24 protein-coding genes are annotated in these 21773 nt (G+C 49.1%); 17 read left to right on the forward strand and 7 right to left on the reverse strand.

What is annotated here, in order from left to right; genetic code table 11:
- Positions 1-10: 10 nt before the first annotated feature.
- Complete coding sequence (locus ACFQNG_RS14400; RefSeq protein WP_379866059.1) at positions 11-1330, reverse strand: DNA recombination protein RmuC; 1320 nt, start codon at positions 1328-1330, stop codon at positions 11-13.
- Positions 1331-1548: 218 nt separating this feature from the next.
- Here ACFQNG_RS14400 and ACFQNG_RS14405 point away from each other — a divergent pair, with 218 nt between their 5' ends.
- The 3 genes from ACFQNG_RS14405 (at position 1549) to ACFQNG_RS14415 (ending at position 7267) form a co-directional block, all read left to right on the forward strand.
- A complete protein-coding gene (locus ACFQNG_RS14405; RefSeq protein ID WP_379866062.1) occupies positions 1549-5184 on the forward strand; it encodes a dynamin family protein in 3636 nt (1211 codons plus the stop codon).
- Positions 5185-5428: 244 nt separating this feature from the next.
- Entirely contained in the window at positions 5429-6613 is a 1185-nt protein-coding gene (locus ACFQNG_RS14410) for a peptidoglycan DD-metalloendopeptidase family protein (RefSeq protein WP_379866064.1), read from the forward strand.
- A gap of 120 nt (positions 6614-6733) precedes the next feature.
- Complete coding sequence (locus ACFQNG_RS14415) at positions 6734-7267, forward strand: phosphatase PAP2 family protein (RefSeq protein WP_379866065.1); 534 nt, start codon at positions 6734-6736, stop codon at positions 7265-7267.
- A gap of 152 nt (positions 7268-7419) precedes the next feature.
- On the opposite strand, the gene ACFQNG_RS14420 is transcribed toward ACFQNG_RS14415, so the two are convergent.
- The gene (locus tag ACFQNG_RS14420; RefSeq protein ID WP_379866067.1) at positions 7420-7719 is read right to left on the reverse strand and encodes a hypothetical protein; all 300 of its coding nucleotides are present in this window, start codon (positions 7717-7719) and stop codon (positions 7420-7422) included.
- Between the two features lie 196 nt (positions 7720-7915).
- Between ACFQNG_RS14420 and ACFQNG_RS14425 the strand changes: the two genes are divergently transcribed.
- Complete coding sequence (locus ACFQNG_RS14425; protein WP_379866069.1) at positions 7916-9238, forward strand: tetratricopeptide repeat protein; 1323 nt, start codon at positions 7916-7918, stop codon at positions 9236-9238.
- An 87-nt stretch (positions 9239-9325) separates the two neighbouring features.
- On the opposite strand, the gene ACFQNG_RS14430 is transcribed toward ACFQNG_RS14425, so the two are convergent.
- Positions 9326-9742 (reverse strand): DUF1885 family protein, encoded by a 417-nt coding sequence (locus tag ACFQNG_RS14430; RefSeq protein ID WP_379866071.1) that lies wholly within the window; start codon positions 9740-9742, stop codon positions 9326-9328.
- Between the two features lie 305 nt (positions 9743-10047).
- Between ACFQNG_RS14430 and ACFQNG_RS14435 the strand changes: the two genes are divergently transcribed.
- The 3 genes from ACFQNG_RS14435 to ACFQNG_RS14445 all read left to right on the forward strand — a co-directional run bounded on the left by ACFQNG_RS14435 (position 10048) and on the right by ACFQNG_RS14445 (position 11326).
- Positions 10048-10488: a hypothetical protein gene (locus ACFQNG_RS14435; protein ID WP_379866073.1), complete on the forward strand. Its 441-nt coding sequence runs from the start codon at positions 10048-10050 to the stop codon at positions 10486-10488.
- A gap of 148 nt (positions 10489-10636) precedes the next feature.
- A complete protein-coding gene (locus tag ACFQNG_RS14440; RefSeq protein WP_379866076.1) occupies positions 10637-10939 on the forward strand; it encodes a DUF3055 domain-containing protein in 303 nt (100 codons plus the stop codon).
- Between the two features lie 246 nt (positions 10940-11185).
- Entirely contained in the window at positions 11186-11326 is a 141-nt protein-coding gene (locus ACFQNG_RS14445) for a GapA-binding peptide SR1P (RefSeq protein ID WP_379866079.1), read from the forward strand.
- A 74-nt stretch (positions 11327-11400) separates the two neighbouring features.
- On the opposite strand, the gene ACFQNG_RS14450 is transcribed toward ACFQNG_RS14445, so the two are convergent.
- Both ACFQNG_RS14450 and ACFQNG_RS14455 read right to left on the reverse strand, forming a co-directional pair.
- Entirely contained in the window at positions 11401-12855 is a 1455-nt protein-coding gene (locus ACFQNG_RS14450; RefSeq protein ID WP_379866081.1) for an aminotransferase class I/II-fold pyridoxal phosphate-dependent enzyme, read from the reverse strand.
- Positions 12856-13083: 228 nt separating this feature from the next.
- Positions 13084-13710 carry a YktB family protein gene (locus tag ACFQNG_RS14455; protein ID WP_379866084.1) on the reverse strand — a complete coding sequence of 209 codons (627 nt, stop codon included), beginning with the start codon at positions 13708-13710 and terminating at the stop codon, positions 13084-13086.
- Between the two features lie 325 nt (positions 13711-14035).
- On the opposite strand from ACFQNG_RS14455, the gene ACFQNG_RS14460 reads away from it, so the two are divergent.
- The 7 genes from ACFQNG_RS14460 to ACFQNG_RS14490 all read left to right on the forward strand — a co-directional run bounded on the left by ACFQNG_RS14460 (position 14036) and on the right by ACFQNG_RS14490 (position 18615).
- On the forward strand, positions 14036-14227 hold the full coding sequence (locus tag ACFQNG_RS14460; protein ID WP_379866085.1) for a hypothetical protein: 192 nt from the start codon (positions 14036-14038) through the stop codon (positions 14225-14227).
- Between the two features lie 135 nt (positions 14228-14362).
- On the forward strand, positions 14363-15853 hold the full coding sequence (locus tag ACFQNG_RS14465) for a leucyl aminopeptidase (protein ID WP_379866086.1): 1491 nt from the start codon (positions 14363-14365) through the stop codon (positions 15851-15853).
- A gap of 103 nt (positions 15854-15956) precedes the next feature.
- The gene (locus ACFQNG_RS14470; protein WP_379866088.1) at positions 15957-16268 is read left to right on the forward strand and encodes an iron-sulfur cluster biosynthesis family protein; all 312 of its coding nucleotides are present in this window, start codon (positions 15957-15959) and stop codon (positions 16266-16268) included.
- A 13-nt stretch (positions 16269-16281) separates the two neighbouring features.
- Positions 16282-17076, forward strand: a complete 795-nt coding sequence (locus tag ACFQNG_RS14475) for a glycerophosphodiester phosphodiesterase (RefSeq protein WP_379866090.1) — start codon at positions 16282-16284, stop codon at positions 17074-17076.
- Between the two features lie 31 nt (positions 17077-17107).
- Complete coding sequence (locus ACFQNG_RS14480; RefSeq protein ID WP_379866091.1) at positions 17108-17944, forward strand: deoxyribonuclease IV; 837 nt, start codon at positions 17108-17110, stop codon at positions 17942-17944.
- Positions 17945-17959: 15 nt separating this feature from the next.
- Complete coding sequence (locus tag ACFQNG_RS14485; RefSeq protein WP_379866094.1) at positions 17960-18232, forward strand: YlaH-like family protein; 273 nt, start codon at positions 17960-17962, stop codon at positions 18230-18232.
- 98 nt (positions 18233-18330) lie between these two features.
- The gene (locus tag ACFQNG_RS14490) at positions 18331-18615 is read left to right on the forward strand and encodes a hypothetical protein (RefSeq protein WP_379866096.1); all 285 of its coding nucleotides are present in this window, start codon (positions 18331-18333) and stop codon (positions 18613-18615) included.
- Here ACFQNG_RS14490 and ACFQNG_RS14495 read toward each other — a convergent pair.
- A complete protein-coding gene (locus tag ACFQNG_RS14495) occupies positions 18597-18806 on the reverse strand; it encodes a DUF2197 domain-containing protein (RefSeq protein WP_379866098.1) in 210 nt (69 codons plus the stop codon). The genes ACFQNG_RS14490 and ACFQNG_RS14495 overlap by 19 nt on opposite strands.
- A 187-nt stretch (positions 18807-18993) precedes the next feature.
- Complete coding sequence (locus ACFQNG_RS14500) at positions 18994-19581, reverse strand: YhcN/YlaJ family sporulation lipoprotein (protein WP_379866099.1); 588 nt, start codon at positions 19579-19581, stop codon at positions 18994-18996.
- Between the two features lie 131 nt (positions 19582-19712).
- Here ACFQNG_RS14500 and ACFQNG_RS14505 point away from each other — a divergent pair, with 131 nt between their 5' ends.
- The 3 genes from ACFQNG_RS14505 to ACFQNG_RS14515 all read left to right on the forward strand — a co-directional run bounded on the left by ACFQNG_RS14505 (position 19713) and on the right by ACFQNG_RS14515 (position 21771).
- Entirely contained in the window at positions 19713-20348 is a 636-nt protein-coding gene (locus ACFQNG_RS14505; RefSeq protein ID WP_379866101.1) for an MBL fold metallo-hydrolase, read from the forward strand.
- Positions 20349-20458: 110 nt separating this feature from the next.
- Positions 20459-21043 carry a TlpA family protein disulfide reductase gene (locus tag ACFQNG_RS14510; RefSeq protein WP_379866103.1) on the forward strand — a complete coding sequence of 195 codons (585 nt, stop codon included), beginning with the start codon at positions 20459-20461 and terminating at the stop codon, positions 21041-21043.
- Between the two features lie 17 nt (positions 21044-21060).
- Positions 21061-21771, forward strand: a complete 711-nt coding sequence (locus tag ACFQNG_RS14515) for a cytochrome c biogenesis CcdA family protein (RefSeq protein WP_379866105.1) — start codon at positions 21061-21063, stop codon at positions 21769-21771.
- The last annotated feature ends 2 nt before the right edge of the window (positions 21772-21773 follow it).

The raw sequence follows: 21773 nt of genomic DNA on the forward strand, positions 1-21773 counted from the left end.
GCTCGTCTCATTAACCCAAATCGTCATTGGCCGCGGGTGGCAGCGCTTCGGGACCGATTTGGGGGAGGTTTTCCACTTGGTGCAGCTTCTTCTTCATCGTTTCCGTTTGTTTGGTCGCCTGGCCGATGGTTTTGCTCGCTTCATCCAACTTGCGCTGGGCTTTGGCCAATGTGTCGCCAAACTTAAAGAGTTCTGTTTTGAGCAGGCTTAGCCATTTCCACGCTTCGCTTGTATGCTTCTGAATGGCCAAGGTGCGGAAGCCCATTTGCAAACTGGTTAAAAAGGCGGATAACGTGGTGGGCCCTGTGATCACGACTTTATGCTTCCGTTGGATGAACTCCCATAATCCGGGCCGGCGCAAGACTTCCGCATATAACCCTTCAATTGGCAAAAATAGAATGGCGAAGTCCGTGGTAGTGGGAGGATGAATGTATTTTTCCGATATTTTCTTCGCTTCTTGCTTGATGCGTGTTTCCAAGCTTTTCAGCGCTTCGTGGGCGTTGGTGAGTTGTCCCTGCTCTTGGGCATCAATCAGGCGTTGATAATCTTCCAATGGGAATTTGGAATCGATCGGGAGCAGGAGATGGGATTGCTCCTCATCTTTCGCGGGCAGCTTGATCGCGAACTCGACGTTTTCTTTGCTGTTTTCCTTTATCGTCGCATTTTTGCTGTATTGGTCCGGCGTCATCAATTGTTCCAAGATATTTTCCAACTGAATTTCCCCCAAGACCCCACGGCTTTTCACATTGGCCAACACTTTGCGCAAATCGTCAACACCGGTGGCGAGGTTTTGCATTTCCCCTAAGCTTTTATGTACGCGTTCCAATCGTTCACTTACCAATTTAAATGATTCGCCCAACCGTTGTTCCAACGTTTGATGCAATTTTTCGTCTACGGTTTGCCGCATTTGCTCCAGTTTTCGCTGATTATCTTCTTGAAGCTGTTGCAATTTTTCTTCCACCTTGCTGCGAAGCTGTTCCAATTTGCGTTCGTTCATGTTCGTCATGTCCCCCAGCTGTTTGGCGAAACTGTCCAACAAGTCCTTTTGTTGGCGTGAGCTTTCGCGGATGGTGGCAATGGTCGTTTGGGTAAGATGGCTGAAGGAGTTTCCGAGATCCTTTCGATTTTCAATAACGGAACGGTTCCATTCCAATCGGTTGGCGGCAAATTCTTCACGCATCAATTTCTCCAAGCGCTCTTGGTTATGTTGCAATCGTTCAACTTGCTTCAGCAATGAGGGGTCTGGCCCTCGGCTTTGCCAGCGTTGGGTGATGAAATAGAGAATCACCAGGTTTAACAGGAGGGAGAGTATCCCGAGCACACTCGCCATGAAAGCACACCTTCTTTTTTAAAAGTCGAGCAATTTCCATTATACCCGATTTGGAAAAAGTTGTTCAGGCGCGATAAGCTTTTTGTCATTCGTTTCTGTTTTTAAGGACATCCCCCGCCTGCACTCTTGCTCCAGGAGGGGGATTTCTTGCGAGAATATGTTAAGATAATGAACGTACGTAGTGTCTAGACTGAGTTTAAAAGGAGACGCGCATCTTCATGATCGATGTGAAACTGCAACCGGTTCTTCATCGTTTAGCCGCGGTGGAACAAGCGATGAAGAAGCGGCAAGATGAAGAGCATCACAAGAAAATGGTAGACTTGATGCGGAAAGTGGCCAGAGGAGAATGGGTCATTGCCTTTTGCGGGCATTTTTCGGCGGGCAAATCATCCATGCTCAATGAGCTTTATGGGGAGCAACTGTTGCCCACCAGCCCGATCCCGACCAGCGCCAATGTTGTGAAAATCATGGCCGGTAGAGACCAAGTCACTCTGTATTTGAACACAGGGGAAATCCACCGTTTTGCCGGTACTTATACCGAACAGGAATTAAAGGCCCTCTGCAAAAATGGGGAAGAGGTGTTGGCTGTCCATGTTGAGCGCCAGACGGCGGCGTTGCCGGAGAGAGTGGCGTTGTTGGACACGCCTGGTGTGGATTCGGCTGATGATGCGCACCAAGCGGTGACACTCTCCGCCTTGCATCTGGCGGACGCCATTTTTTACATGATGGATTATAACCATGTGCAATCTGAAGGCAATCTCTCCTTTATCAAGCAATTGATGGAGCGGAAAGAGCAAGTGTATCTCATTATCAATCAAATAGATAAACATCGGGATGCGGAGCTTCCCTTCAGATCTTACCAGGCGAGTGTGGAGAAAACGTTTGCTGAGTGGGGGATACATCCGCAAGGCGTTTTTTACACGTCCCTTGCCGATCGCTCTCATCCCTATAATCAGTTGGCGGAATGCAAGGCGCTGATCCACCAACTGATGCGCGGGCGGGATCGCCATCTGGAGGAGAGTGTGCGGAAAGAAGCCCTTTATCTGATTCATGAACACGTTTCTTGGTTGCGTTTGTGTGAACAGGAAGAGCGCAAACGGTTGGAGGAGAAGCGGCTTAAGCCAACCCCTCCTCACGGGCGGAGCTTGGGCGAGTGGCTGGATGAATGCGAAGCCGGGTTAAGTGAGCTTGACGAACAAAGCAGGCGGGAACGGGAAGAGTGGGTTCAAGGGTTAAACGCACTGCTCAAAAACGCCTATTTGATGCCGGCATACTTACGCGAGTTGGCCCGCAATTATCTGGAAACGGTGCTGACGCCGTTTAAAGTGGGGCTCTTATTCAGCGGCAAAAAGACCGAACAAGAAAAAGAACGGCGCCGCCAAGCGTTTTATGAACAGTTGCGGCAAACGGTGGAAACGCAACTGGAAGTCCATCTGAAAACAAGCCTGATGCAATTTGCCAAAGAACGGCAACTTGACACGGAAGCGATGGGGGAAGCGATTTACCAACCCGTTTCTTGGATTTCCCCCGACATGTTGGCGCAGGTGATCAAACCGGGTGCCGAGTGGTCAGGCGCCTATGTGTTGACTTACACCGAAGATTTGGCCCAAGCCATCAAGAAAAGGGCCCGCGAGTGGGCGGAAACAGTCTACGCTCGCATGAAGGAAGAGCGGGACGAGCAGGTGCAAGCGAAAAAGGCGGGGTTGGCGGCGCAGATAAATGAGATTCGCCAAGCGATGGCGGCGGAACACCAGTTGGCGACGATGGAACAAGAACGGGCCGCTTATCTGGAGACGCTTCTCAAAATCGTGGAGGGCGCCATCGAGGTGACCGAGTCTGACCTTTCTTCCTTATTGATTGAAGACATCCGCAGCGCTCAGCAACGTTACGAAGTGAAACCGGCGGAAGAACCAACCGAGGTCGGCGATGAGTTGATTGAATGGGTGGCGAAACCCATTGAGGCATCCCAAGCGGCAGGGCGCACGAGTCAGGTTCTGCATCTGGTGGAGCAGGCGGAACGCTGGTTGCAAGAGTTGCCGGGCTTTGCCCAGTTGCGGCAGGAATGGCGGGAAAAACGCGCGCGGATTGCGGAGAAACAGTATACAGTAGCCCTATTTGGCGCATTTAGCGCCGGCAAATCTTCTTTTGCCAATGCGCTCTTGGGAAATCGCGTATTGCCGGTATCCCCGCATCCGACGACGGCGACGATTCATCGAATTAGCCCGCCCACCGATCAACACGCCCATGGAGAAGCGGTGATTCGCTTTAAATCGCGGGACGCGCTTTTCCATGACTTAAAGCAGGTGTACGCTTTATTTCATCGGGAAGTGGAGTCATTGGATGAAGCGATTTCCGGGATCGGGAAACTGTTGCAGGAGCCGACCGCCTACACCAAGCAAAAGCTGGCGATCCCTTTTTTGCGCGCGATTCAACAGGGGTACGGGGGTCTTGCTGCCGAGTTGGGCGGCGAAAAAGTGGTTTCGCAAGAGGAATGTGAAGCGTTTGTCGCCAATGAGGCCAAGTCGGCGTTTGTGGAATCGGTAACTCTGCATTATGATGCGCCATTAACCCGGCAGGGGATTACGATCGTGGATACGCCAGGGGCTGATTCGATTCATGCGCGCCATACGGAAGTGGCGTTCCAATACATTAAAAACAGCGATGCCATAATTTATGTCACTTATTTCAATCACCCTTTTTCCCGCGCTGACCGCGAATTTTTGATCCAGCTGGGACGGGTGAAAGATGTCTTCTCGCTGGATAAGATGTTTTTTGTGATTAATGCGGCCGACTTGGCTTCCTCCGAGGCGGAGCTGACCATGGTGCAACAGTATATCGAAAGCCAGTTGCAACAATACGGCATCCGCCAGCCGCGCCTCTTTGCGTTGTCCAGTCTCCAAGCTTTGGCTGAGCCGCATGATGAACGTATGGCACGTTTTGAGCGATCGTTCCTTTCGTTTATCCTGCATGATCTGACGGAAGTCTCATTAAACCAGTTGGGCAGTGAAGTGAAACGGGCGGAACGGATGCTGGAGCAGATGGGACAAACGCTTAAGCAAAGCAAGGCGGAGCAAGAAGCGAACAGGCTGGCTTTGGCCGATGAACGGGAAGCGTTGGAGCGCATCATCCGCACGAGCGGAGGAAAAGCGGAAGAACAAGCGTTGGAACAAGAGTTGAATGAGTTGATCTATTATGTGAAGCAACGGCTGTTCTACCGCTATCATGATGTGTTTACGGAGATATTCAATCCGTCCGCGCTGCGGGAGGACGGTCAAGTGAAAGAGAAGTTGCAAGGGTGTGTTTGGGAACTGGTTGAGTTTATCAAGCACGACTTGTTGCAAGAAATGCGGGCGACAGCGCTCAGGATGGAGAAATGGATGACGCAGGCCCAAGGGGCCTTGGCGGAGACAATCGCTGAGCGGTGCCGAACGGTTCGCCCGCAGTTCCAAGCGGCATTCACCAGTGAGGGAAGTGTCCCTTCTCCCGCGCTGACCGAACCTTTTGCCGATCTGACCTTGACTTCATTCAAAAAATCGCTCGGTTTGTTTAAAAACGCCAAAGCCTTTTTCGAAAAAGGGGAAAAGGTGCACATGGAAACGGCGTTAAAGGAAGTGCTGGAACAAGCGGTGACCACTTACTTGGAAAAGAGCAAAGCGGAGTGGAAGTCTTATTATGTTGCGGCATGGCAAGAAGCGGTCGAGCAAGTGAAACGAGCGTTGCGGCATGAAGTGGTTCGCGAGTACGAGTGGTTGGAGCAAGGATTCGACGAGGCACTCCCGCTGGATGTGTTTATGGAAACCAAACGGCAATTTGCCCGGGTAAGCGCAGAGCTGAACAAGGTTCTGGCCGAATGACGGGACTTAGGGAAAGAATGGAAAACGAACACCTTCGCAAATTGTTTTGCGAAGGTTTTTATGTTTATGTGATAGATAAGATTTAATTTCATCGAATCGAAATATTTACTTTATGTAGGTAGGTTGACCCTCTATTTCGACAAAGCGTACAATGAATAAGCGAAAGGGTAAATGGATGGTTCGGGTCAAGTGTGGGTTCGTTTAGTTACCTTAAGGTTAATGCAAAATGATCGAGGAGATGACCATGAAAAAGGCATCTTTATTCATAGCGATGGTCAGCCTATCTGGGTTGATTGTCTTCCTGCCTCCAAGCAATAAAGCGTGGTTGCAAATGATGGGCAATTTGGTTGAAGCTGACCTTGTCACCACTCTGCCTCCATCTCCGACTGACGGGGGACCGGGGCGCGACGTGAAGCAAGAGAAGCCGGCCGTGGTCATGCCCGAGCCCAAGCCAACAACGGATCAACCGGTAGAGGATCAACAACAAGGCATCGCATTAAAGGTGAAGCAAAAAAATGGACATGCCTATATTCAGCTTGACGAAATAAAGCAACATCTGCCGATCAAAGGACAGGTTGATTTCACCTCCGGCAAAATCTCACTCAAATATCAAGATTTGCAGATTGAATTGGTCCGCGACAATCCGGTTATGAACCTGAACGGCATTTATGCCCCATTGGAGGCGGCGCCGCTCATGCAAGATTCGGTGGCGTGGATTCCCGTATCCATCTTGCAAGAGGTGTTTAAGCAATCACTCAAGATTGAGCGCAACCAGGTTGTCTGGATCGCGGATGAAGCGGATGTTCCGGCTTTTGCCCAAAAGCCAACATTACCTGAATACTCCGCTCGGGACATGATTGAGTACTTATCTTTTTTGGAAACCCCGATCAAGGGAGCCCATGTCAGCACAAAAGCTTCCCATTTGCCGGGAGCCCCTCGCACTTATCGGAATGGGGTGCACGAAGGGCTGGATTGGTACAGTTATGGAACGGGCGTCCTGATCGATAAGAAAACACCCATCCATTCCATCGCTGATGGGGTAGTCGTCCGTGCGGATCATGGTTATCGGGAAATGACCACACCAGAGCGGGAAGCGTTGTTGGCGAAGGGATCCGACAATGACGGGCAAACCCCTGAATACATCCTTGACCGGATGCGGGGCCGATCGGTATGGATTCAATATGACAAAGGAATTTTGGCCCGTTATGTGCATTTGGACCGAATTCCTGATCATGTAAAAGTAGGACAAAAGATCAAAGCTGGCGAAATCATAGGTTACGTTGGTAATTCTGGAACGAGTGACGGTGCGAAAGGCAATGATAATGGGTTGCATCTGCACTTGGATCTGCTTCTTTACGGTGACTGGTTTTGGAACCGATACAGCCCTGAAGAACGCAGGATGATTTTGGAAGGTGTCTTCAATCAATAAGGGACACGGGTGTTAATCTCACTACAAAGATTAACACCTTATTTACTTTCTCTTTAACCAATTGGATTACCATGGTATTATACAGAAATGTTGCGCTGACTAGGGCGGAGGTGAGGCGGTTTGAAAACTTTTGCTTCATGGCTGACTCGATACGATCATTCATTGATTCAGCTGGTTAATTGTCATTGGAAATGTCGTTTATTGGATTGGCTGATGCCGCGGATCACTCATCTGGGTGGCCCCACGGCTACGATCGGCTTTTTGATTGTGTGGTACTTGTTCATGCCCAAAGACTTCAAAACATGGGCAGTGGAAGGCATGATCGCCTTGGCCGGCAGCCATTTGATGGTGCGATTGCTGAAAATGTTTATGCCTCGAATCCGTCCTTATTTGCGGCTTGAGCATTTGCATACATTTCCCAATCCATTGACAGATTATTCTTTTCCATCAGGCCATACCACAGCGGCGTTTTCTGTCGCCGTGACGTTTATCTTGCATTCAACGGCATTTATCTATATCTTATTGCCTTATGCTGTGATTGTCGGTTTCTCGCGCATGTACCTCGCTTTGCATTATCCAACCGATGTATTGATCGGCACATGCTTGGGAAGCGCGTTTGCGGTCGGTTCGGTGTATCTGTTTCAAGTGGTATAACCCATTCAGCCCCTTTCCGCACAAATTGTTTGGAAAGGGGCTGATTTCCTTTGCACAGACCTCTTACCATTCACCAACAATTGTGCTACAATATAGAATAGACCAACTTTTCTTTTTGCCCCAACTAGACTTTTTTTTGTGGGGTTTTTTTTCTATCCAAATATGTCAAAAACTTTCCCACTGATAAAAGTGAATGTTTCATCCATTTTGACTGCACAGCCATCGACAAAATGGATGTGGATCTGCTCATCTGTGTCTGTGATCAACGTGATATGCAGTGGTTTGCGATGGGTTGGTGCAAAATGAATCCGGGCTTCTACCTTCGCTTCTTGCACGGGTGAAGGTGATTGTTCCACTGATTGCAATTGCACATGGTATTGCGGTTGAGTGGTCAGGTCAAACAGGAAGGGGTGTAATTCGGCGGGCTTTCCAGTAATGAGCAACGTCAACATGGTTTCAATCCTCTCGTTCCTTTTTACTGAAAATTTTATATTGTGATACGAAGAGTATACATCCTGGAAAAATTTATGTCAAACTGATTCTTTGCGCGAAAAATCAATGACCTTAAATTCTAATGATGTTATTTTGTTGCAATTTCAACCAATCCATTAGTATTGCATTAAAACACCAAACAAAGAGGTGAACGTGATGGAATATATTCATCCCAGTCAAGTAGGTGAATTGCTGCGCAAGCGGAGGAAAGAACTGGGTCTGCGGCTGGAGGATCTGGCCGATGATTTCATTTCCCCGTCCACGATAAGCAATATTGAACGCGGCATTACCTATGTGAATGAGGAAAAGGTGCGTTATATTGCCGACAAATTGGGTGTGAATCTTGATCAGATCCATGAATTGTGGGCCAAAGAGAAGCAAGAAGAAGAGCAGATGGAATTGAAATTGGCGGCGGTGGAGAGCGTTGTGGATTTGATGAATCCCGATAAGGGACTGGAGAAACTGCGCAAATTGCCAGTTCCCAATAACCATTTGTCCACGGCTTATGTACATTTTTTGCGCGGGAAAATATATCTGCAAAAAAAGAATTGGGTGAAGTCGCAAAATCATTTTTTGGAAGCGATCCGCATTGTTGACCAAAAGAATGAATGGTTAAAAAGCAATATCAAGGCGGCCAGTTACCATGAGTTGGGGCGCATTGCTATGGAGGTGCATGATGCGGACCAAGCCCTCAAGTATGTGGAAGAGGGAATCGAGCATTATCAAGAGGATGGTGACCGCAACGACTACAAAGCGATGTTATTGACCGCCAAAGTGAAGGTGTTAGAAAAGTTGGAGAGACTGGAAGAGGGGTTGCGGCTTATTGAAGAATTGTGGACAGAGATTCATGAGATTAAAAATGTGGAAGTGGTGTTGGAATTATCTCAATCGCGCATTTCCATGTTGACCAAGCTTAAATTGTATGATGAAGCGATTCAGTATGCCAACAATGGGATCGAGTTGGCGCGGATCAACAAAAAACCGGAGCATGCGTCTGAGCTGTGGATGATGCTGGGAGGCATTCATCTGCGCAAGGGCAAATGGGACGAGGCGGAAGATTGTTTTCGCACGGCGCTCTTCCTGCAAGAAAAGATAAAATCGGATGAATTGAAAATCAAAACACATACATACTTGGGTATGGTGTTGTTGGAACAAGGGAAAAGCGAAGAAGCCAGACATGTGCTGGAAGAAGCTGTGGCCATTTGTGAACGAAATCACCAGACGATGCCACATCGGGAAACGTATATTGTGTTGGGGGATTGTTACGCCAGACAAGGCGAGTATGCGCAAGCGATCCAGGTGTATGAAAAAGTGTGGAAAATGGCCCGGAAAAAAGGGGATAAGCCTCAAGAGCATAAGGTGATCCTCAAATTGGCCAGATGTTATGAACAACAGGATAAAGAGAAATTTGCCGAGTTTTTGCAAGAGTTATATCGCGTGGAAAACGAATTGGATTTGGAACTGGATGTCCCTTATTAACCGTTGGCGGTTGGGAATCCGCGCATTGGCCTGACCGGTCGGACCGAACGGTAACCTAAAAACACCCTGGTAGCCCCAGGGTGTTTTTTATTTGCGGGGATTGTAATAGATGATGCGTCCATTGAACAGATGCAGTTCCCCTTTAAGTCGTTTGGCCAAGTATTTGCAAAATTCATTGGCTTTGGCAAGATCCCCGTGCGTCGCTTGTTCCGGCAAGACGATCTGAATATAATGGAGACCCGTCTCTTCTTCCTGGCTGACGCCCACGATCAAGTAATGGTACAGTTGAGTTTGATTTCCATTAAGCAGCAGGTAGGGGATTCCCCCCTGTTCTTTTTCCTCCATGGTATAAGGGAAAGCGGCTGCCTTGTAATCCCAACCCAGCTGTTGGCCGGTCAACGAGGTCATATGCTGATAGTGCTCAAAGAGTTTTTTCACTTCAGCCAAGGTGATCTCAGTCTGTGCCGAACCGTTCACCAATTTTATGTATGCGCTTTTATTCAATGAAATTCGCTCCTCATCCATTGCTTTCTCATCTTTATTATCATCTTAGCATGGGGAGAAATGGTTGCGCAAATCAATCAAATCTTAGTATTTGGAAAGCGGACGGGCCACGGGGAATCCGTTTTTGTCGCGCGAACGTTTGAAAATCGTTTTTTTCGGTTATAAGGTGTTGGGGCATGAAAGCGATGTTTTGAACGGGTTGGTTGATATCAATTGAATTTTTAAAAATATCAAAAATTTTGTCTTGTTTTTGATATGTTGTTATGTTAGAATTTCACTTATTCTACAGGTTTGGAGGCTTTCTGATGCGTAAAGTGGATTTGCTCGACGAGTTACGCTCAGAGATCGGCGTCTTTTCGGACAAATGTGAGGATCAAATAGGCCATTTATACCAGTTTGTCTGTGACTGTTTGCAAAAAAGAATGTCAGGTTATAAATGGGTAAGCATTTACTTGGTTCAGGATTTCTCCTTCTCGCTAAGTTATCAAATGGGAGAAACGTCGTTGCCGAAAAAGATCCCTTTTGGCGAAGGCTTGATGAGTGTGGCGGCGGCTAGAGGCAGCATGGTTCGCGAACGACTGGCTGAACAGGTAGAGGTGTACATGCCTTTTTACCGAGCGCATCATTTGATTGGTGTACTCGTTGTAGTAGCCAAACAGGAAGACGTAATTGATGAAGAAGACATCACTTTGTTTATGGAGTTAGCATCTCTTTTTGAGACGAAAGTGGGAAAACATCATTCGTGAAAAAAGAGGTTTAGCTGATAGGTGGACGGGGAATAGGTTAATAACCCTGTCTTATCGAGCTTCTAGTAAGAGAGCGCTTCATGACCAAGGGCATTGCATCCGCAATGTCTTTCCTATTCTTCTAATAAGAAAGTGAGGAGGAGATAAGATGAGTCTTTACGAACGACTGTATGACGAGTCCGAGAAAGCGAAAGTTCGCTTTGTTGGTTTCATATCCGAGAATGGCCGGTATGACTTCGGAATCGTGTATACACAAATGTTTTTTGGTAAGCCGCTGGTAATCTGCATGCAAACAGGACGCTCCTCATTACTTTGCTTAGAAGATGCTGAGAACTTGGAATATCTACAGAAGATCTTTAATCTTCGTTCACGAGAAGAAGCGGAAGAGATCGCCCTCTTTTTCAAAAACAATCTTCCCGCGATTACAATGGAAATAGAATCGGAGCATTGATAGGTAGAGCAAGTCTTCGGATTTGCTCTTTTTTTGTGGGCGAAATTCCCTTCCATACAAAAGTGGACGAAATGAGCCGTCTCAATCGGGTTCGCTTTTTTCTTGATTTTCGGCCACCCCAACCCGTAGTGGTGAGGATGTTCCTTCCCTTTGACAAAAATAGTATGACATAATACAATATAAGTGACACCATATTAAAAGCGTTTACAATGATGAGGATGCAAAATAGGTGTGGGGGGAACTTCAATGGAAGCGATTGTGTGCCAAACGTGTGAGGATGTTATTACGTATGTGCCATCTGAAAAGGTGGGCACGTTATACGGACAATGTCCAGGTTGTGACAAAGAGGAAGAGAAAGCCGCTTTGGCTAACGCTTCAAGAGAGTAAACCAGATTGCATAAGACAGAAACCTTATTCCTTCTAAGATAAATGAGAAAGCCACCGCCATTCAAGGCGGTGGCTTATTTGATCACTCGAACCGTTTGCAGCGTGGGGTCTTCCGGCCCTTGGACGGGAAGGCCCGCTTGAATGTGTTCCGCGATATAGTAGATGTTTTCCTCGGTAATCTCTTCTCCGGGTGCCAAGATCGGGATGCCCGGCGGGTAGATCATGATGAATTCGGCGATCACCCTGCCAGCGGCTTCCTTCAGCAAAATCGATTCTGTTTCGCTGTAGAAAGCCTCGCGGGGAGAGAGAACCAGCGTCGGGATATCAGGCAGATGAATCTCCACGGCGGAGCATCGTCCCGCTTGATAAAATTGGGAAGACATGCCTCTGAGCGCAGTGAGCAATTGATCGATGGTCTCATTCGTGTCACCGGGCGTGATCAGGCAGAGAAGGTTATATAAATCGCTGAGTTCCACTTCAATTTGGTAGTGGTCACGCAACCAATTCTCCGCTTCACTTCCGTTGATGGACATATTTTCCAGATGGATGAGCAACTTTGTCTCATCCATGTCATAGACGGCGTCGCTCCCCAACCATTCACGTCCGACGCAACGCAAACCGGGAATTTCATTGATCTGGCGACGGGCGTAATCGGCTAATTTCAGTGTCTCTTCAATGATCTCTTCCCCATTGACCGCCAAATAACGGCGGGCGGCATCAAGGGAGGCGAGTAGGATATACGATGTGGACGTCGTGGTCAACATGCTGATGATGGATTGCACACGGGCTGGGTTAACCAATCCCTCGCGCACGTTGAGAACGGAGCTTTGGGTGAGCGAACCTCCCAATTTATGCACGCTGGTGGCGGCCATGTCGGCGCCGGCATCCATCGCCGACATGGGTAAACGGTCATGAAAGTGGGTCAGCACACCATGGGCTTCATCGACGAGGACGGGGATGCCGTAACGATGAACCAGCTCGACGATTTCCTTCAGGTTGCCTGCCACACCATAGTAGGTGGGATTGATGACCAGTACGGCTTTGGCATCCGGATGTTGTTTCAACGCTTTGTCCACTTGGCAAGCGGTGATGCCGTGAGCGATGCCCAAGGTCTTATCCATTTCCGGGTGGACAAAAATGGGAAGCGCCCCCGCTAAAATGACGGCGGATAAGACGGATTTATGCACATTTCGCGGCACGATGATTTTATCACCAGGCCCCACCACGGACATCACCATGGTCATGATCGCGCCACTGGTTCCTTGGATGGAGAAAAAGGTATGATCCGCCCCAAAGGCTTCGGCGGCCAACTGTTGGGCTTCCTGGATAATGCCTTGCGGATGATGCAAATCATCGAGAGGGGCAATGTTGATCAAATCGATCGACAGGGCATTCAAGCCGATGAAATCGCGATATTCGGGGTCCATGCCTTGCCCTTTTTTATGTCCGGGAATATGAAATTGAATGGGATTAAGGTTCGCGTGTTCTCTCAATTTTGTAAATAAAGGGGTATGATATTGTCTGTTCATAAGCGTTGCCTGCCTTTACCGTATTAGCTTTATCACATGAACCGCATGAATAAACGGATGATTGCCTGATCATATGCACGACCGTTAGTATAACAAAAACGAACCGGCAACAAAAGAAAAATTTCGAAGCAAAATGTGACAGCGGGCTGAGGGGTGAAGGGAGGGGGCCGGGAGTTGGAAGAAACATAGCAAAAAACGCCTCCGAAGAGGCGCTTTGAAGAAGTGTTTTTATTTCAGCGACAATTGGTAAAGGGGATATAGCGTCTCGCAAGTGGATTCGATTTTGCTGATCAAATCATCCCCGGATAACCGGCAAGCTTCTTTGCGCGGAATCACACTTCCGCATAAAAACTCCGCTTTCTTCACCTTTTCCAAACGGTCCAGCAGCTTGTGCGCTTGTTCTTCCGTCAAATCCGCTTTGCGGGTGACATCGGGCATGGTGTGATCTTGTGAAAAATAATAAGAATCAGGAATGGTGGGCCACATTTCATCAAATTGCTCGCGCAGGTTACGGGCAAAAGGTTGTTTGCGCTCACATTCATAAATCAGGGCAAACCAGATGAAGAGGTGGGTGTCGCGAATGCCAAACTGAAAGTGGGGCAACCCTTTGTACCCCCGCTTGCTGGTGGACCAGGCCACCCACGTCTCTTCTGGGGGATTGACGGTGCGGCGGGCGTGTTTGGCAATATGTACAGTGACGGGTTCTCCCAATTTCATCGTCAAAAAAGAAGAAATGTGTTGCCCGATGATTTCAAATTTGGGCTGGATATTCCGTTTGATCGCGTACATGCGCGGCTCGAGCCCATCGATGTGGAACACTTGAAAATCTTGGTCAATAAAACCGGGTTTATTCATCGTTTTCACCATCCGTATTGATTGAAGTCATGTGTCTTCCTATTCGTTGTCTGGGAACGGGCGATAGAGCAGAGTGGATTTTGTATTATCTTACCACAGTGGTGAGGTAGATAAAAATTTCAGAGAATTAAATTCTAAAAATTTAAACTTTATAAAGCTGTTCACCGTTCCCCTTTCTATGAACACTGCGTAAATTAAAGGAAAGAATGTTAGCCGTCAGGTAGGTTTAATTCGTCTGAGTTGGGGCAAAGCTGTATCCAAGCTAACCTTTTAGGTCAGCGGTTGGGACCCAAAGCCCAAGAATAAAAAAGGGGTGTAGTGGACCGTGGAAGAGGTAATCAGAGCCTACCGTTGCCGAGATGCAGAGGAACGTATCCCGATTTTGCAAATGGAATTAGATTATGAACTGGAGAAGCTACATGAAGCCTTGAAGAACAGAAATTACCACAAGATCGACCAATGTAAAGCTCGATTGGAAGAAATCAGAAAAGAGATGCTCATCTTGGAAGTTTTATAAAACAATTCCGTCTATTTCTGGAGAAAAGGAAATAAATTAGAATTTGTCGAAAGTGTAACATGTGAGAATTTTAGGTCGCATGTTACACTTTTTATTTTTTTAGTGACTTATTCCAATTATTCGGGGGGCGTAATCATGGAGTGGAAATTGACAAGAGAACCGTTAGCCTCAGTGGCTACGGACGGGATTATTGTATTTCATTCCAAAGAAAGAGAATCGACACAGGGAATGGCGCGTGAGATTGACGAGGCTCTCGGTTTTCGGATTTCCAGCCTGATCGCAGCAGGAGAGATTACGGGTGAACTGGGCGAAGTGACCCAGTTGCACAATTGGGGTAAGATTCCATCTGGGCGTGTCATTGTGGTTGGTTTGGGCGAGGAGACCAGCATTGATTTGCATCAGTTCAAACATGCGATTGCGGAAGCGAGTCGCGCCGCCAAGCAAAAAGGGCTAAAAAGTGTGGGCATCGGTTGCCCGTCATTCATTATCGAACGATACAACTCAGTTGATGTCGTGCAAGCGATTGTGGAAGGGGTCGAATTGGGCACATATCAACACCAGACATACCAAACGGTAGAAAAGAAGAAAGAGCTGGAGAGTGTGTTGATCATTTCTCCCCAATTAAAAGATTCGGCCGCACAAGCGGGGATCGAACGGGGGCAGATTTTTGCCCGCGCAACCAACTACGCTAGGTTTTTGTCTCATGAACCTGCCAATCTGTTAACGCCACAACAGTTTGTTGACTATGCCAAACAGATTGCCGAAAAACGGGGTTTGGAGATAGAAGTGTTGGAAGAGGCGCGTTTGGAAGAATTGGGCATGCGGGCATTGTTGTCCGTTGCGCGCGGGAGCGAAACCGGCGCGCGCATGATCGTGATGTCTTATCAAGGGGCGCCGGAAAGCAGAGAGGTCCTCGGTCTGGTCGGCAAAGGTGTGACTTTTGACAGCGGTGGCATTCAGGTGAAACCTTGGCAAGGCATGAATGAGATGAAAGAAGACATGGCAGGAGCGGCAGCGGTGCTGGCGGCGATGGATGCGATTGGGGAATTGCGGCCCCATAGCAATGTGTTGGCGGTGATGCCGGTCTGTGAAAATATGATCAGCGGTCAGTCGTATCGGCCTGGCGATGTGATTCACTCATTTAGCGGCAAGACGATCGAAGTTGTCCATACCGATGCCGAAGGCCGGATCATTCTGGCTGATGCGATTTCTTATGCGAAGCGGAAGGGAGCGACACGCTTAGTGGATGTGGCCACACTGACGGGAGCGGTGATTGTTGCCCTGGGACATGAGGCGACCGGCGTGATGAGCAATGATGAAGAATGGGTGAGCGAAGTGAAGACGGCGGCCCGCATTGCAGGTGAGCGCATGTGGGAGTTGCCGATGTACAAAGAGTTTGAAACCTATGTCAAAAGTGAAATCGCCGATGTGAAGAACGAAGGTGGAAGCCCGGCGGGGTGCATCCAAGGCGGCTTGTTTCTACGGGAGTTTGCCGAAGAGACCCCATGGGTGCACCTGGATATTGCCGGAACAGCCACGGTGCCTCGCGAATCAGGAATCTTTGTCAAAGGGGCGACCGGGGTGGCGGTGCGGACATTGATCCAATTGGCGGTTCGCTTCGGCTGAACGGATGGGATGAAAATCGGACAGATGGGCAGAAAGACCGCTCATCTGCTCCGGTTTTTTTGTGTACAATAGACAAGAAACAAAGAAAGCGAGGGTAGTCAAGATGAACATAACGGTGTCGGATCGGGCCTTAACCCATTTGCTGGAAGCCAAACCAACAGATGAAGCGGTGTTGCGCATTGCCGCCATTACGGAAGGATGCGGTTGCAGTGCGGATGCGGCATTTGAGATGAACTGGGATTACGCGAAGCCGGATGATGTCAAAGTGACCGTGTCGCAAGCCTTGCAAGTCGTTTTGGACCGGGAGAGTGTTCAATTTTTTGGGCCCGCATTATGGGTGGATTGGCATGAGGCGCATCATGCTTATGTATTGAAGAACAAGGAACAAATTTTCGCGAATCATCTAATGTTATGAGATGGGTGAGAAGATGAAGCGAACCAAAGTGTTTGCCCACCGCGGCTTTTCCGGCATCGCTCCGGAAAATACCATGGCGGCGTTCCAATTGGCGGTGGAAGCGGGAGCGGACGGAATAGAGCTGGATGTGCACATGACCGGGGATGGGGAAATCGTGGTGTTGCATGATGAGCAGTTGGAGCGGACCACGACGGGAACCGGTTGGGTGAAAGATCGGACGTGGGCTGAGCTGGAAGCGGTGGAATGCGGTTTGTGGTATGTCCCGCCCGTTAAGGGGGAACGGTTGCCTACCTTGGCTCAGGTGCTGGAATTGGCGTGGGAAACGGACATTTGCCTCAATATCGAATTGAAGAATAACTGGGTCGCTTACCCCGGAATGGAAGAGCGGGTAGTTGCGTTGGTGGAACGATATCATATGGCGGAACGCGTGATTTTATCCTCATTCAACCACAACTCCTTGAAACAGTTGAGCTTGCTGAAGCCCAGTTGGTCACTTGCGGCCCTCTATGATTGCAAGTTGGTCGAGCCATGGCAATATGCGCGCCTTATTGGGGTGAATTCACTTCATCCCCATTATCGGTCCGTCGACGAGGAGATGGTGCAAACCTGCCAGCGACACGGGATTGGCATACGCCCTTATACGGTGGATGAGGAGCGGGATATCAAGCGGCTCCTTGCGGCGGGAGTGGAGGCGATCATCACCAATCATCCCGATCGCGTGCAAAAGTTGGCGCGGCATGGGGCCGAAGAGTTGTTGCCCCAATCAGAAGATGATACAATAGGGAAAGTGGAGCGGCGCCTGAAATAGCGGCGCTTTTTGTCTTTCAGGAGGAATCGAGATGAAAATAGGTTGCCATATCAGCGTAGCGAAAGGCTTTGCCAAAGCGGCATCAAAAGCCAAAGAGTTGGGGGCTGAATCGTTTCAAGTGTTTACGAAAAATCCGCGCGGCTTGAAACCAAAGAAGCTTGACATGGGCGATGCGGACCGCGGGAAGGCGTTTTGCGAAGAGCACGGCATCGTGTTGATCGCGCATACCCCTTATATTACCAACCTGTCCACTCCCAAAGAAGATTTGCATGAAGTGACGATTCGGTCAATCAAAGAAGATCTGACCATTGCCGAAGCTTATGGGGCGGTTGGCGCAGTCGTTCACTGTGGCAAGCATGTGGGTGAAGGGGAAGAATACGGACGCAAACGGATGGTTGAAACGCTCAACCTCATTCTGGCTGATTACCGGGGAACCACGAAGCTGCTGTTGGAAAATACCGCGGGTCAAGGCAGTGAGCTGGGTTTGACGATCCGTGAGTTGACGGAGATCCGCAATGCGACGAATTATCCGGAAAAAATCGGCTTCTGCTTTGACACCTGCCATGCCTTTGCTGCGGGAATCTGGACAGAGGAATCGTTTGGAGCCTTGGTGGAAGAGATGAAGGAGACAGGTTATCTTGACCATCTTGTGGCCATTCACTTCAATGATAGCAAGGTGCCGTTCAACAGCCGAAAAGACCGGCATGAGAAAATCGGCAAGGGGGAAATCGGGTCAGATGCCTTGGCTTTATTTTTGCGGGATGATGCGTTTGCCCATTTGCCCATCATTTTGGAGACCCCGGTCGATGACGAGATGGAGTATGCCGAAGAGATTAAATACTTACACCAGTTGAGCCAAGGGGCTTGAGAAAGGAGAAACGACATGGAGGCGATACAATCGTGGCTGGGAAGCCTTTCACCGTGGATGACGTATTTGCTCATTCTTGTACTGGCGGCTGTCGTGTATAAGGTGGCCTTTGCCATTCGCTTGCCGCTGTTGAAACAAGCCGTTGTTTATTTGGCTTTGGCTGTCGGCTGTTTATTGTTGACCCTGTTTCACTACATGGGCTTTCCCATTGTTCCCATTCTCTTTTTTACCGTTGTTCTCATTGCTGTCACAAGGATACGGCTCCATTTTTTCCGAAAACAAAATTGAGTGTTTGCCGGCGTGAGGGAAAGAAGTGGAGAAAGCCAAAGGGGGATCAAGACCCTTTCCCGTTTTTGGCAAGAGGGAATTGAGAGGAGAAATCAAGCATGCAGTTGAAAGACGCGTTGTTTAATTGGTTGCAGATCCAAGTGGTGTGGGATAAACGTCCAAGTGATCGCTCAGCCAAAGACACGGCGCATTTCTTTGAGGAAATGCTGCGTGAAGATCATCAAGTGACGATTGTGGAGAAAAAGGTGGAGGGCGGAAATTACGTGATCACTTATGAGCAAGCTGGTGAACAGCGGCAAGTTGAGTTTCCGCGCGATATGGCGGAAAAGCTTTTGAACGATATCATCAATGAGCCGAAGTACAATCAATCCTTTGAAGATTGATCAGGCTTTAGGTCAGCCGCGTGGAAAGGGGTTGATAAAGCGGTTTGGCGTTTGCGCCGCGTTGCTTGCTCGGTGATGCGCTGGTGGCAGCCGGGGCAAATTTGGATGCGGTGGGGATGCTTCTTGATTTTTTTTTCGGTGAACTTATCGGGTTGGAAGGGTCGGTCACATAAGATACAGATCACTTTCACAGCGAGTTACGTCCTTTCCGTGCAGATAGTATAAAGCTAGTATACTACATAAACGGAAGCATAAGCTAATGGTAGGGACAAGGGAAACGACCCATTCGTGCGCTATGTTCATAAAAAAGAAACTCCGCAAATGATTGCTTGCGGAGCGCGTCGTTCCGGCTCTGCTGGGAACGACTTTTTATTGCCATCAGTGATTGGCGGGGGCGCGGCGCGATTGGTTGAGCCGCTCTTGGTTCAATTTGTCCGGTTTTTGTTCGGATTTCTCCGTTTCCCGGGACGGTAATGGGACGATGCGGGCGGCGATTTCGGCCAGTTCATGCATCAACCCGCTGACCGGGCGACCTTGCCGGATATCTTCGCTCAACTCGCGAATGCGTTGCACGATGTCGGTATCCGCGGTGACCAATGCGTTGGCTCCCTGCGGATCTTCTTTCAATGCTTCCGCTACCGTATACTTGATCGTGCCCACACGGCCCCGGTCCAATGTGGGTTCCAGATCAATCCCGACTAAGGTGTACTTGCCAATGACGATCGCGTTGGCTCCCTTTACATGGGGAACACTGGTCGCAATGCGCACCAGTCGATTGGCTATCGCTTGGGAAGATTGGTCACGGCGGGGTTCTGGAGCCGTTTGCTTGACACGCTGGACCTCCGGAATATTTTTATCCATGCGGGGCGCCGATTGATTGGCGGGTGGTTTATTTTCCTGTTGGCAACCCGTCGCCAAGACGAGTGAAGCGATGAGAGGTATGGCCAGTCTACATAAAAACTGCATTTCGCAACCTCTTCCTTTCTGCGCGTTTGTTCCATAGTCTACCCCATTTCCGCTGTCACCATGTACCAACTTTGAACCGGGCCGGCGTTCGGTGTAGAATGGGAAAGGAAGAGAGGTTAGGAGGCTCGCACATGAAAATAGAAACATATGTCTTCGGTCCCGCGATGACCAACTGTTTTTTGGTATATGATGAAGGGAGCAAGCGGGGATGGGTCGTCGACCCCGGCATGAACCCAAGCCAATTGCTTAGCCGCATGCAAGAGCTGGAAATCAAGCTGGAAGCCATTTTGTTGACGCATGCCCATTTTGATCATATTGGCGGTGTGGAAGCGGTGCGTGAGCTGTCGGGAGCGCCTGTCTATGTGCACCGGGCCGAAGCCGATTGGTTGACCGATCCCGCGAAAAACGGTTCCACTTTTTTTCCGGGTTTTCCATTGGTAACGTGTCAGCCGGCGGAGCAATTATTGGCGGGCGGAGAGTCGCTTGAACTGGTTGGCGAAGAGTTGAAGGTGTTGCATACACCAGGCCATTCCCCCGGAAGTGTGACGTATGTCTGGCGTGACGTGATATTCAGTGGCGATGTGCTCTTTCAGCAATCGATTGGCCGGACCGACCTGCCTGGCGGGGATTACGAAACATTGATGCGCTCCATTCACGAGCTGTTGATGGAGTTGCCCGAAGGGACCCGTGTGCTGTGCGGGCATGGGCCGGCGACGACGATCGGGCGGGAGCAACAGTCCAATCCTTACGTTACGGGTGGCTTATGAGCCCAAGTGTTTGCGCGGAAATCCTTGGACGGAGCGGGCGCCACATCGCTTGTTAAGCGTATGGCAAAACGATTTTCAATTGGATTTTTAGTCAAAGGAGCATGAGAGACATGAAAGGAAAAAACCTGATCGTCCTCTGTGTCTTACTTGCTTTGGCGGGAGCCGCCTTGTGGACGGTGACCCAGGACAAGCAAAAAGTGGATGTGGTGGGTGGCACCCAAGCGACCTCTTCCGTTCAATGCAAAGGGGAAGCGCGTCCGGAAGAAGGGTATTGCGCGCCGAACTTCACATTAAAGACAATCGATGGCAAAGAAGTGGAACTTTATCGGAATCACGGCAAACCGACCGTCATCAATTTTTGGGCGACATGGTGCCCGCCGTGCAAAAAAGAGATGCCTTATTTCCAAAAGGCTTACGCCCAGTATAAGGACAAGCTGAATTTCATCATGGTCAATGAAACATCGCAAGAGAAAGATGAAGCGCAGATTAAGGCATATCTGGACAAGTACCGTTACACGTTCCCGGTGGCGCTCGATCCCCTCAAAGACAAAAAGACGGTCGGGTTTGACTTGTATGGGCTGTATGGGCTTCCATCCACGTATGTGGTGGGGGCTGACGGGAAAATTCTGTATCGGTTTATCGGCGGCATCGAAGAAGAGCAGATATTCATGCTGATGCAAGAATTGTCCAGGTAGCTGTAGGAGGAGAAATCATGGAAGGGTTAAGTGTTTGGCTGGCATTCGGCGCGGGAATTTTGTCTTTTATCTCGCCGTGTTGCCTGCCGTTGTATCCCTCATATTTGTCGTATATCACAGGAATATCGGTAGCTCAGCTCAAAGATCGGGAACGTTCACAGGATATTAAGAAAAACACGCTGCTGCATACCTTTTTCTTTATCCTGGGCTTTTCCTTGCTCTTTTACGCCATCGGTTTTACGGCCAGTTGGGTGGGGACCGCTTTTAAAGCTTATGATGATCTGGTCCGCATGATCGCGGCCATCTTACTGATCGCTTTCGGACTGTTTATGCTTGGCGTTTTCCAGCCGTCTTTCCTGATGCGCGAATATAAATGGCAAGTGACCAAGAAAAACGTGAGTTACTTCAGCTCGTTCGTGGTGGGGATTGGCTTCGCGGCAGGATGGACCCCTTGCGTGGGGCCGATTTTGGGCGGGATTATCACCATGACGACGCTAAGGCCGGAAATGGGATTCGCATATTTGACTTCTTATATCTTGGGCTTCGCCATTCCGTTTTTCATCATGGCCTTCTTCATTGGAAAGACACGCTGGATTTTAAAGTACTCCGGCCAAGTGATGAAAATCGGTGGAGGCCTTATGGTATTGTTTGGTGTTTTGTTGTATACCGACCAGATGGCGGCCATTGCCGCTTGGTTGACGCAAGTGACCGGATTTGCCGGGTTTTAGCT

This window comes from Laceyella putida (genome assembly GCF_042665195.1).
Classification (GTDB): domain Bacteria; phylum Bacillota; class Bacilli; order Thermoactinomycetales; family Thermoactinomycetaceae; genus Laceyella; species Laceyella putida.

Bases quoted from the DNA above. Each gene is read 5' to 3' on its own strand.
- ACFQNG_RS14480 (WP_379866091.1), top strand. From the start codon at position 17,108: ATGAAAATAGGTTGCCATATCAGCGTAGCGAAAGGCTTTGCCAAAGCG.
- ACFQNG_RS14485 (WP_379866094.1), top strand. From the start codon at position 17,960: ATGGAGGCGATACAATCGTGGCTGGGAAGCCTTTCACCGTGGATGACG.
- ACFQNG_RS14400 (WP_379866059.1), bottom strand. From the start codon at position 1,330: ATGGCGAGTGTGCTCGGGATACTCTCCCTCCTGTTAAACCTGGTGATT.
- ACFQNG_RS14475 (WP_379866090.1), top strand. From the start codon at position 16,282: ATGAAGCGAACCAAAGTGTTTGCCCACCGCGGCTTTTCCGGCATCGCT.
- ACFQNG_RS14435 (WP_379866073.1), top strand. From the start codon at position 10,048: ATGCGTAAAGTGGATTTGCTCGACGAGTTACGCTCAGAGATCGGCGTC.
- ACFQNG_RS14510 (WP_379866103.1), top strand. From the start codon at position 20,459: ATGAAAGGAAAAAACCTGATCGTCCTCTGTGTCTTACTTGCTTTGGCG.
- ACFQNG_RS14465 (WP_379866086.1), top strand. From the start codon at position 14,363: ATGGAGTGGAAATTGACAAGAGAACCGTTAGCCTCAGTGGCTACGGAC.
- ACFQNG_RS14425 (WP_379866069.1), top strand. From the start codon at position 7,916: ATGGAATATATTCATCCCAGTCAAGTAGGTGAATTGCTGCGCAAGCGG.
- ACFQNG_RS14500 (WP_379866099.1), bottom strand. From the start codon at position 19,581: ATGCAGTTTTTATGTAGACTGGCCATACCTCTCATCGCTTCACTCGTC.
- ACFQNG_RS14405 (WP_379866062.1), top strand. From the start codon at position 1,549: ATGATCGATGTGAAACTGCAACCGGTTCTTCATCGTTTAGCCGCGGTG.
- ACFQNG_RS14420 (WP_379866067.1), bottom strand. From the start codon at position 7,719: ATGTTGACGTTGCTCATTACTGGAAAGCCCGCCGAATTACACCCCTTC.
- ACFQNG_RS14440 (WP_379866076.1), top strand. From the start codon at position 10,637: ATGAGTCTTTACGAACGACTGTATGACGAGTCCGAGAAAGCGAAAGTT.
- ACFQNG_RS14470 (WP_379866088.1), top strand. From the start codon at position 15,957: ATGAACATAACGGTGTCGGATCGGGCCTTAACCCATTTGCTGGAAGCC.
- ACFQNG_RS14410 (WP_379866064.1), top strand. From the start codon at position 5,429: ATGAAAAAGGCATCTTTATTCATAGCGATGGTCAGCCTATCTGGGTTG.
- ACFQNG_RS14490 (WP_379866096.1), top strand. From the start codon at position 18,331: ATGCAGTTGAAAGACGCGTTGTTTAATTGGTTGCAGATCCAAGTGGTG.
- ACFQNG_RS14445 (WP_379866079.1), top strand. From the start codon at position 11,186: ATGGAAGCGATTGTGTGCCAAACGTGTGAGGATGTTATTACGTATGTG.
- ACFQNG_RS14455 (WP_379866084.1), bottom strand. From the start codon at position 13,710: ATGAATAAACCCGGTTTTATTGACCAAGATTTTCAAGTGTTCCACATC.
- ACFQNG_RS14450 (WP_379866081.1), bottom strand. From the start codon at position 12,855: ATGAACAGACAATATCATACCCCTTTATTTACAAAATTGAGAGAACAC.
- ACFQNG_RS14505 (WP_379866101.1), top strand. From the start codon at position 19,713: ATGAAAATAGAAACATATGTCTTCGGTCCCGCGATGACCAACTGTTTT.
- ACFQNG_RS14515 (WP_379866105.1), top strand. From the start codon at position 21,061: ATGGAAGGGTTAAGTGTTTGGCTGGCATTCGGCGCGGGAATTTTGTCT.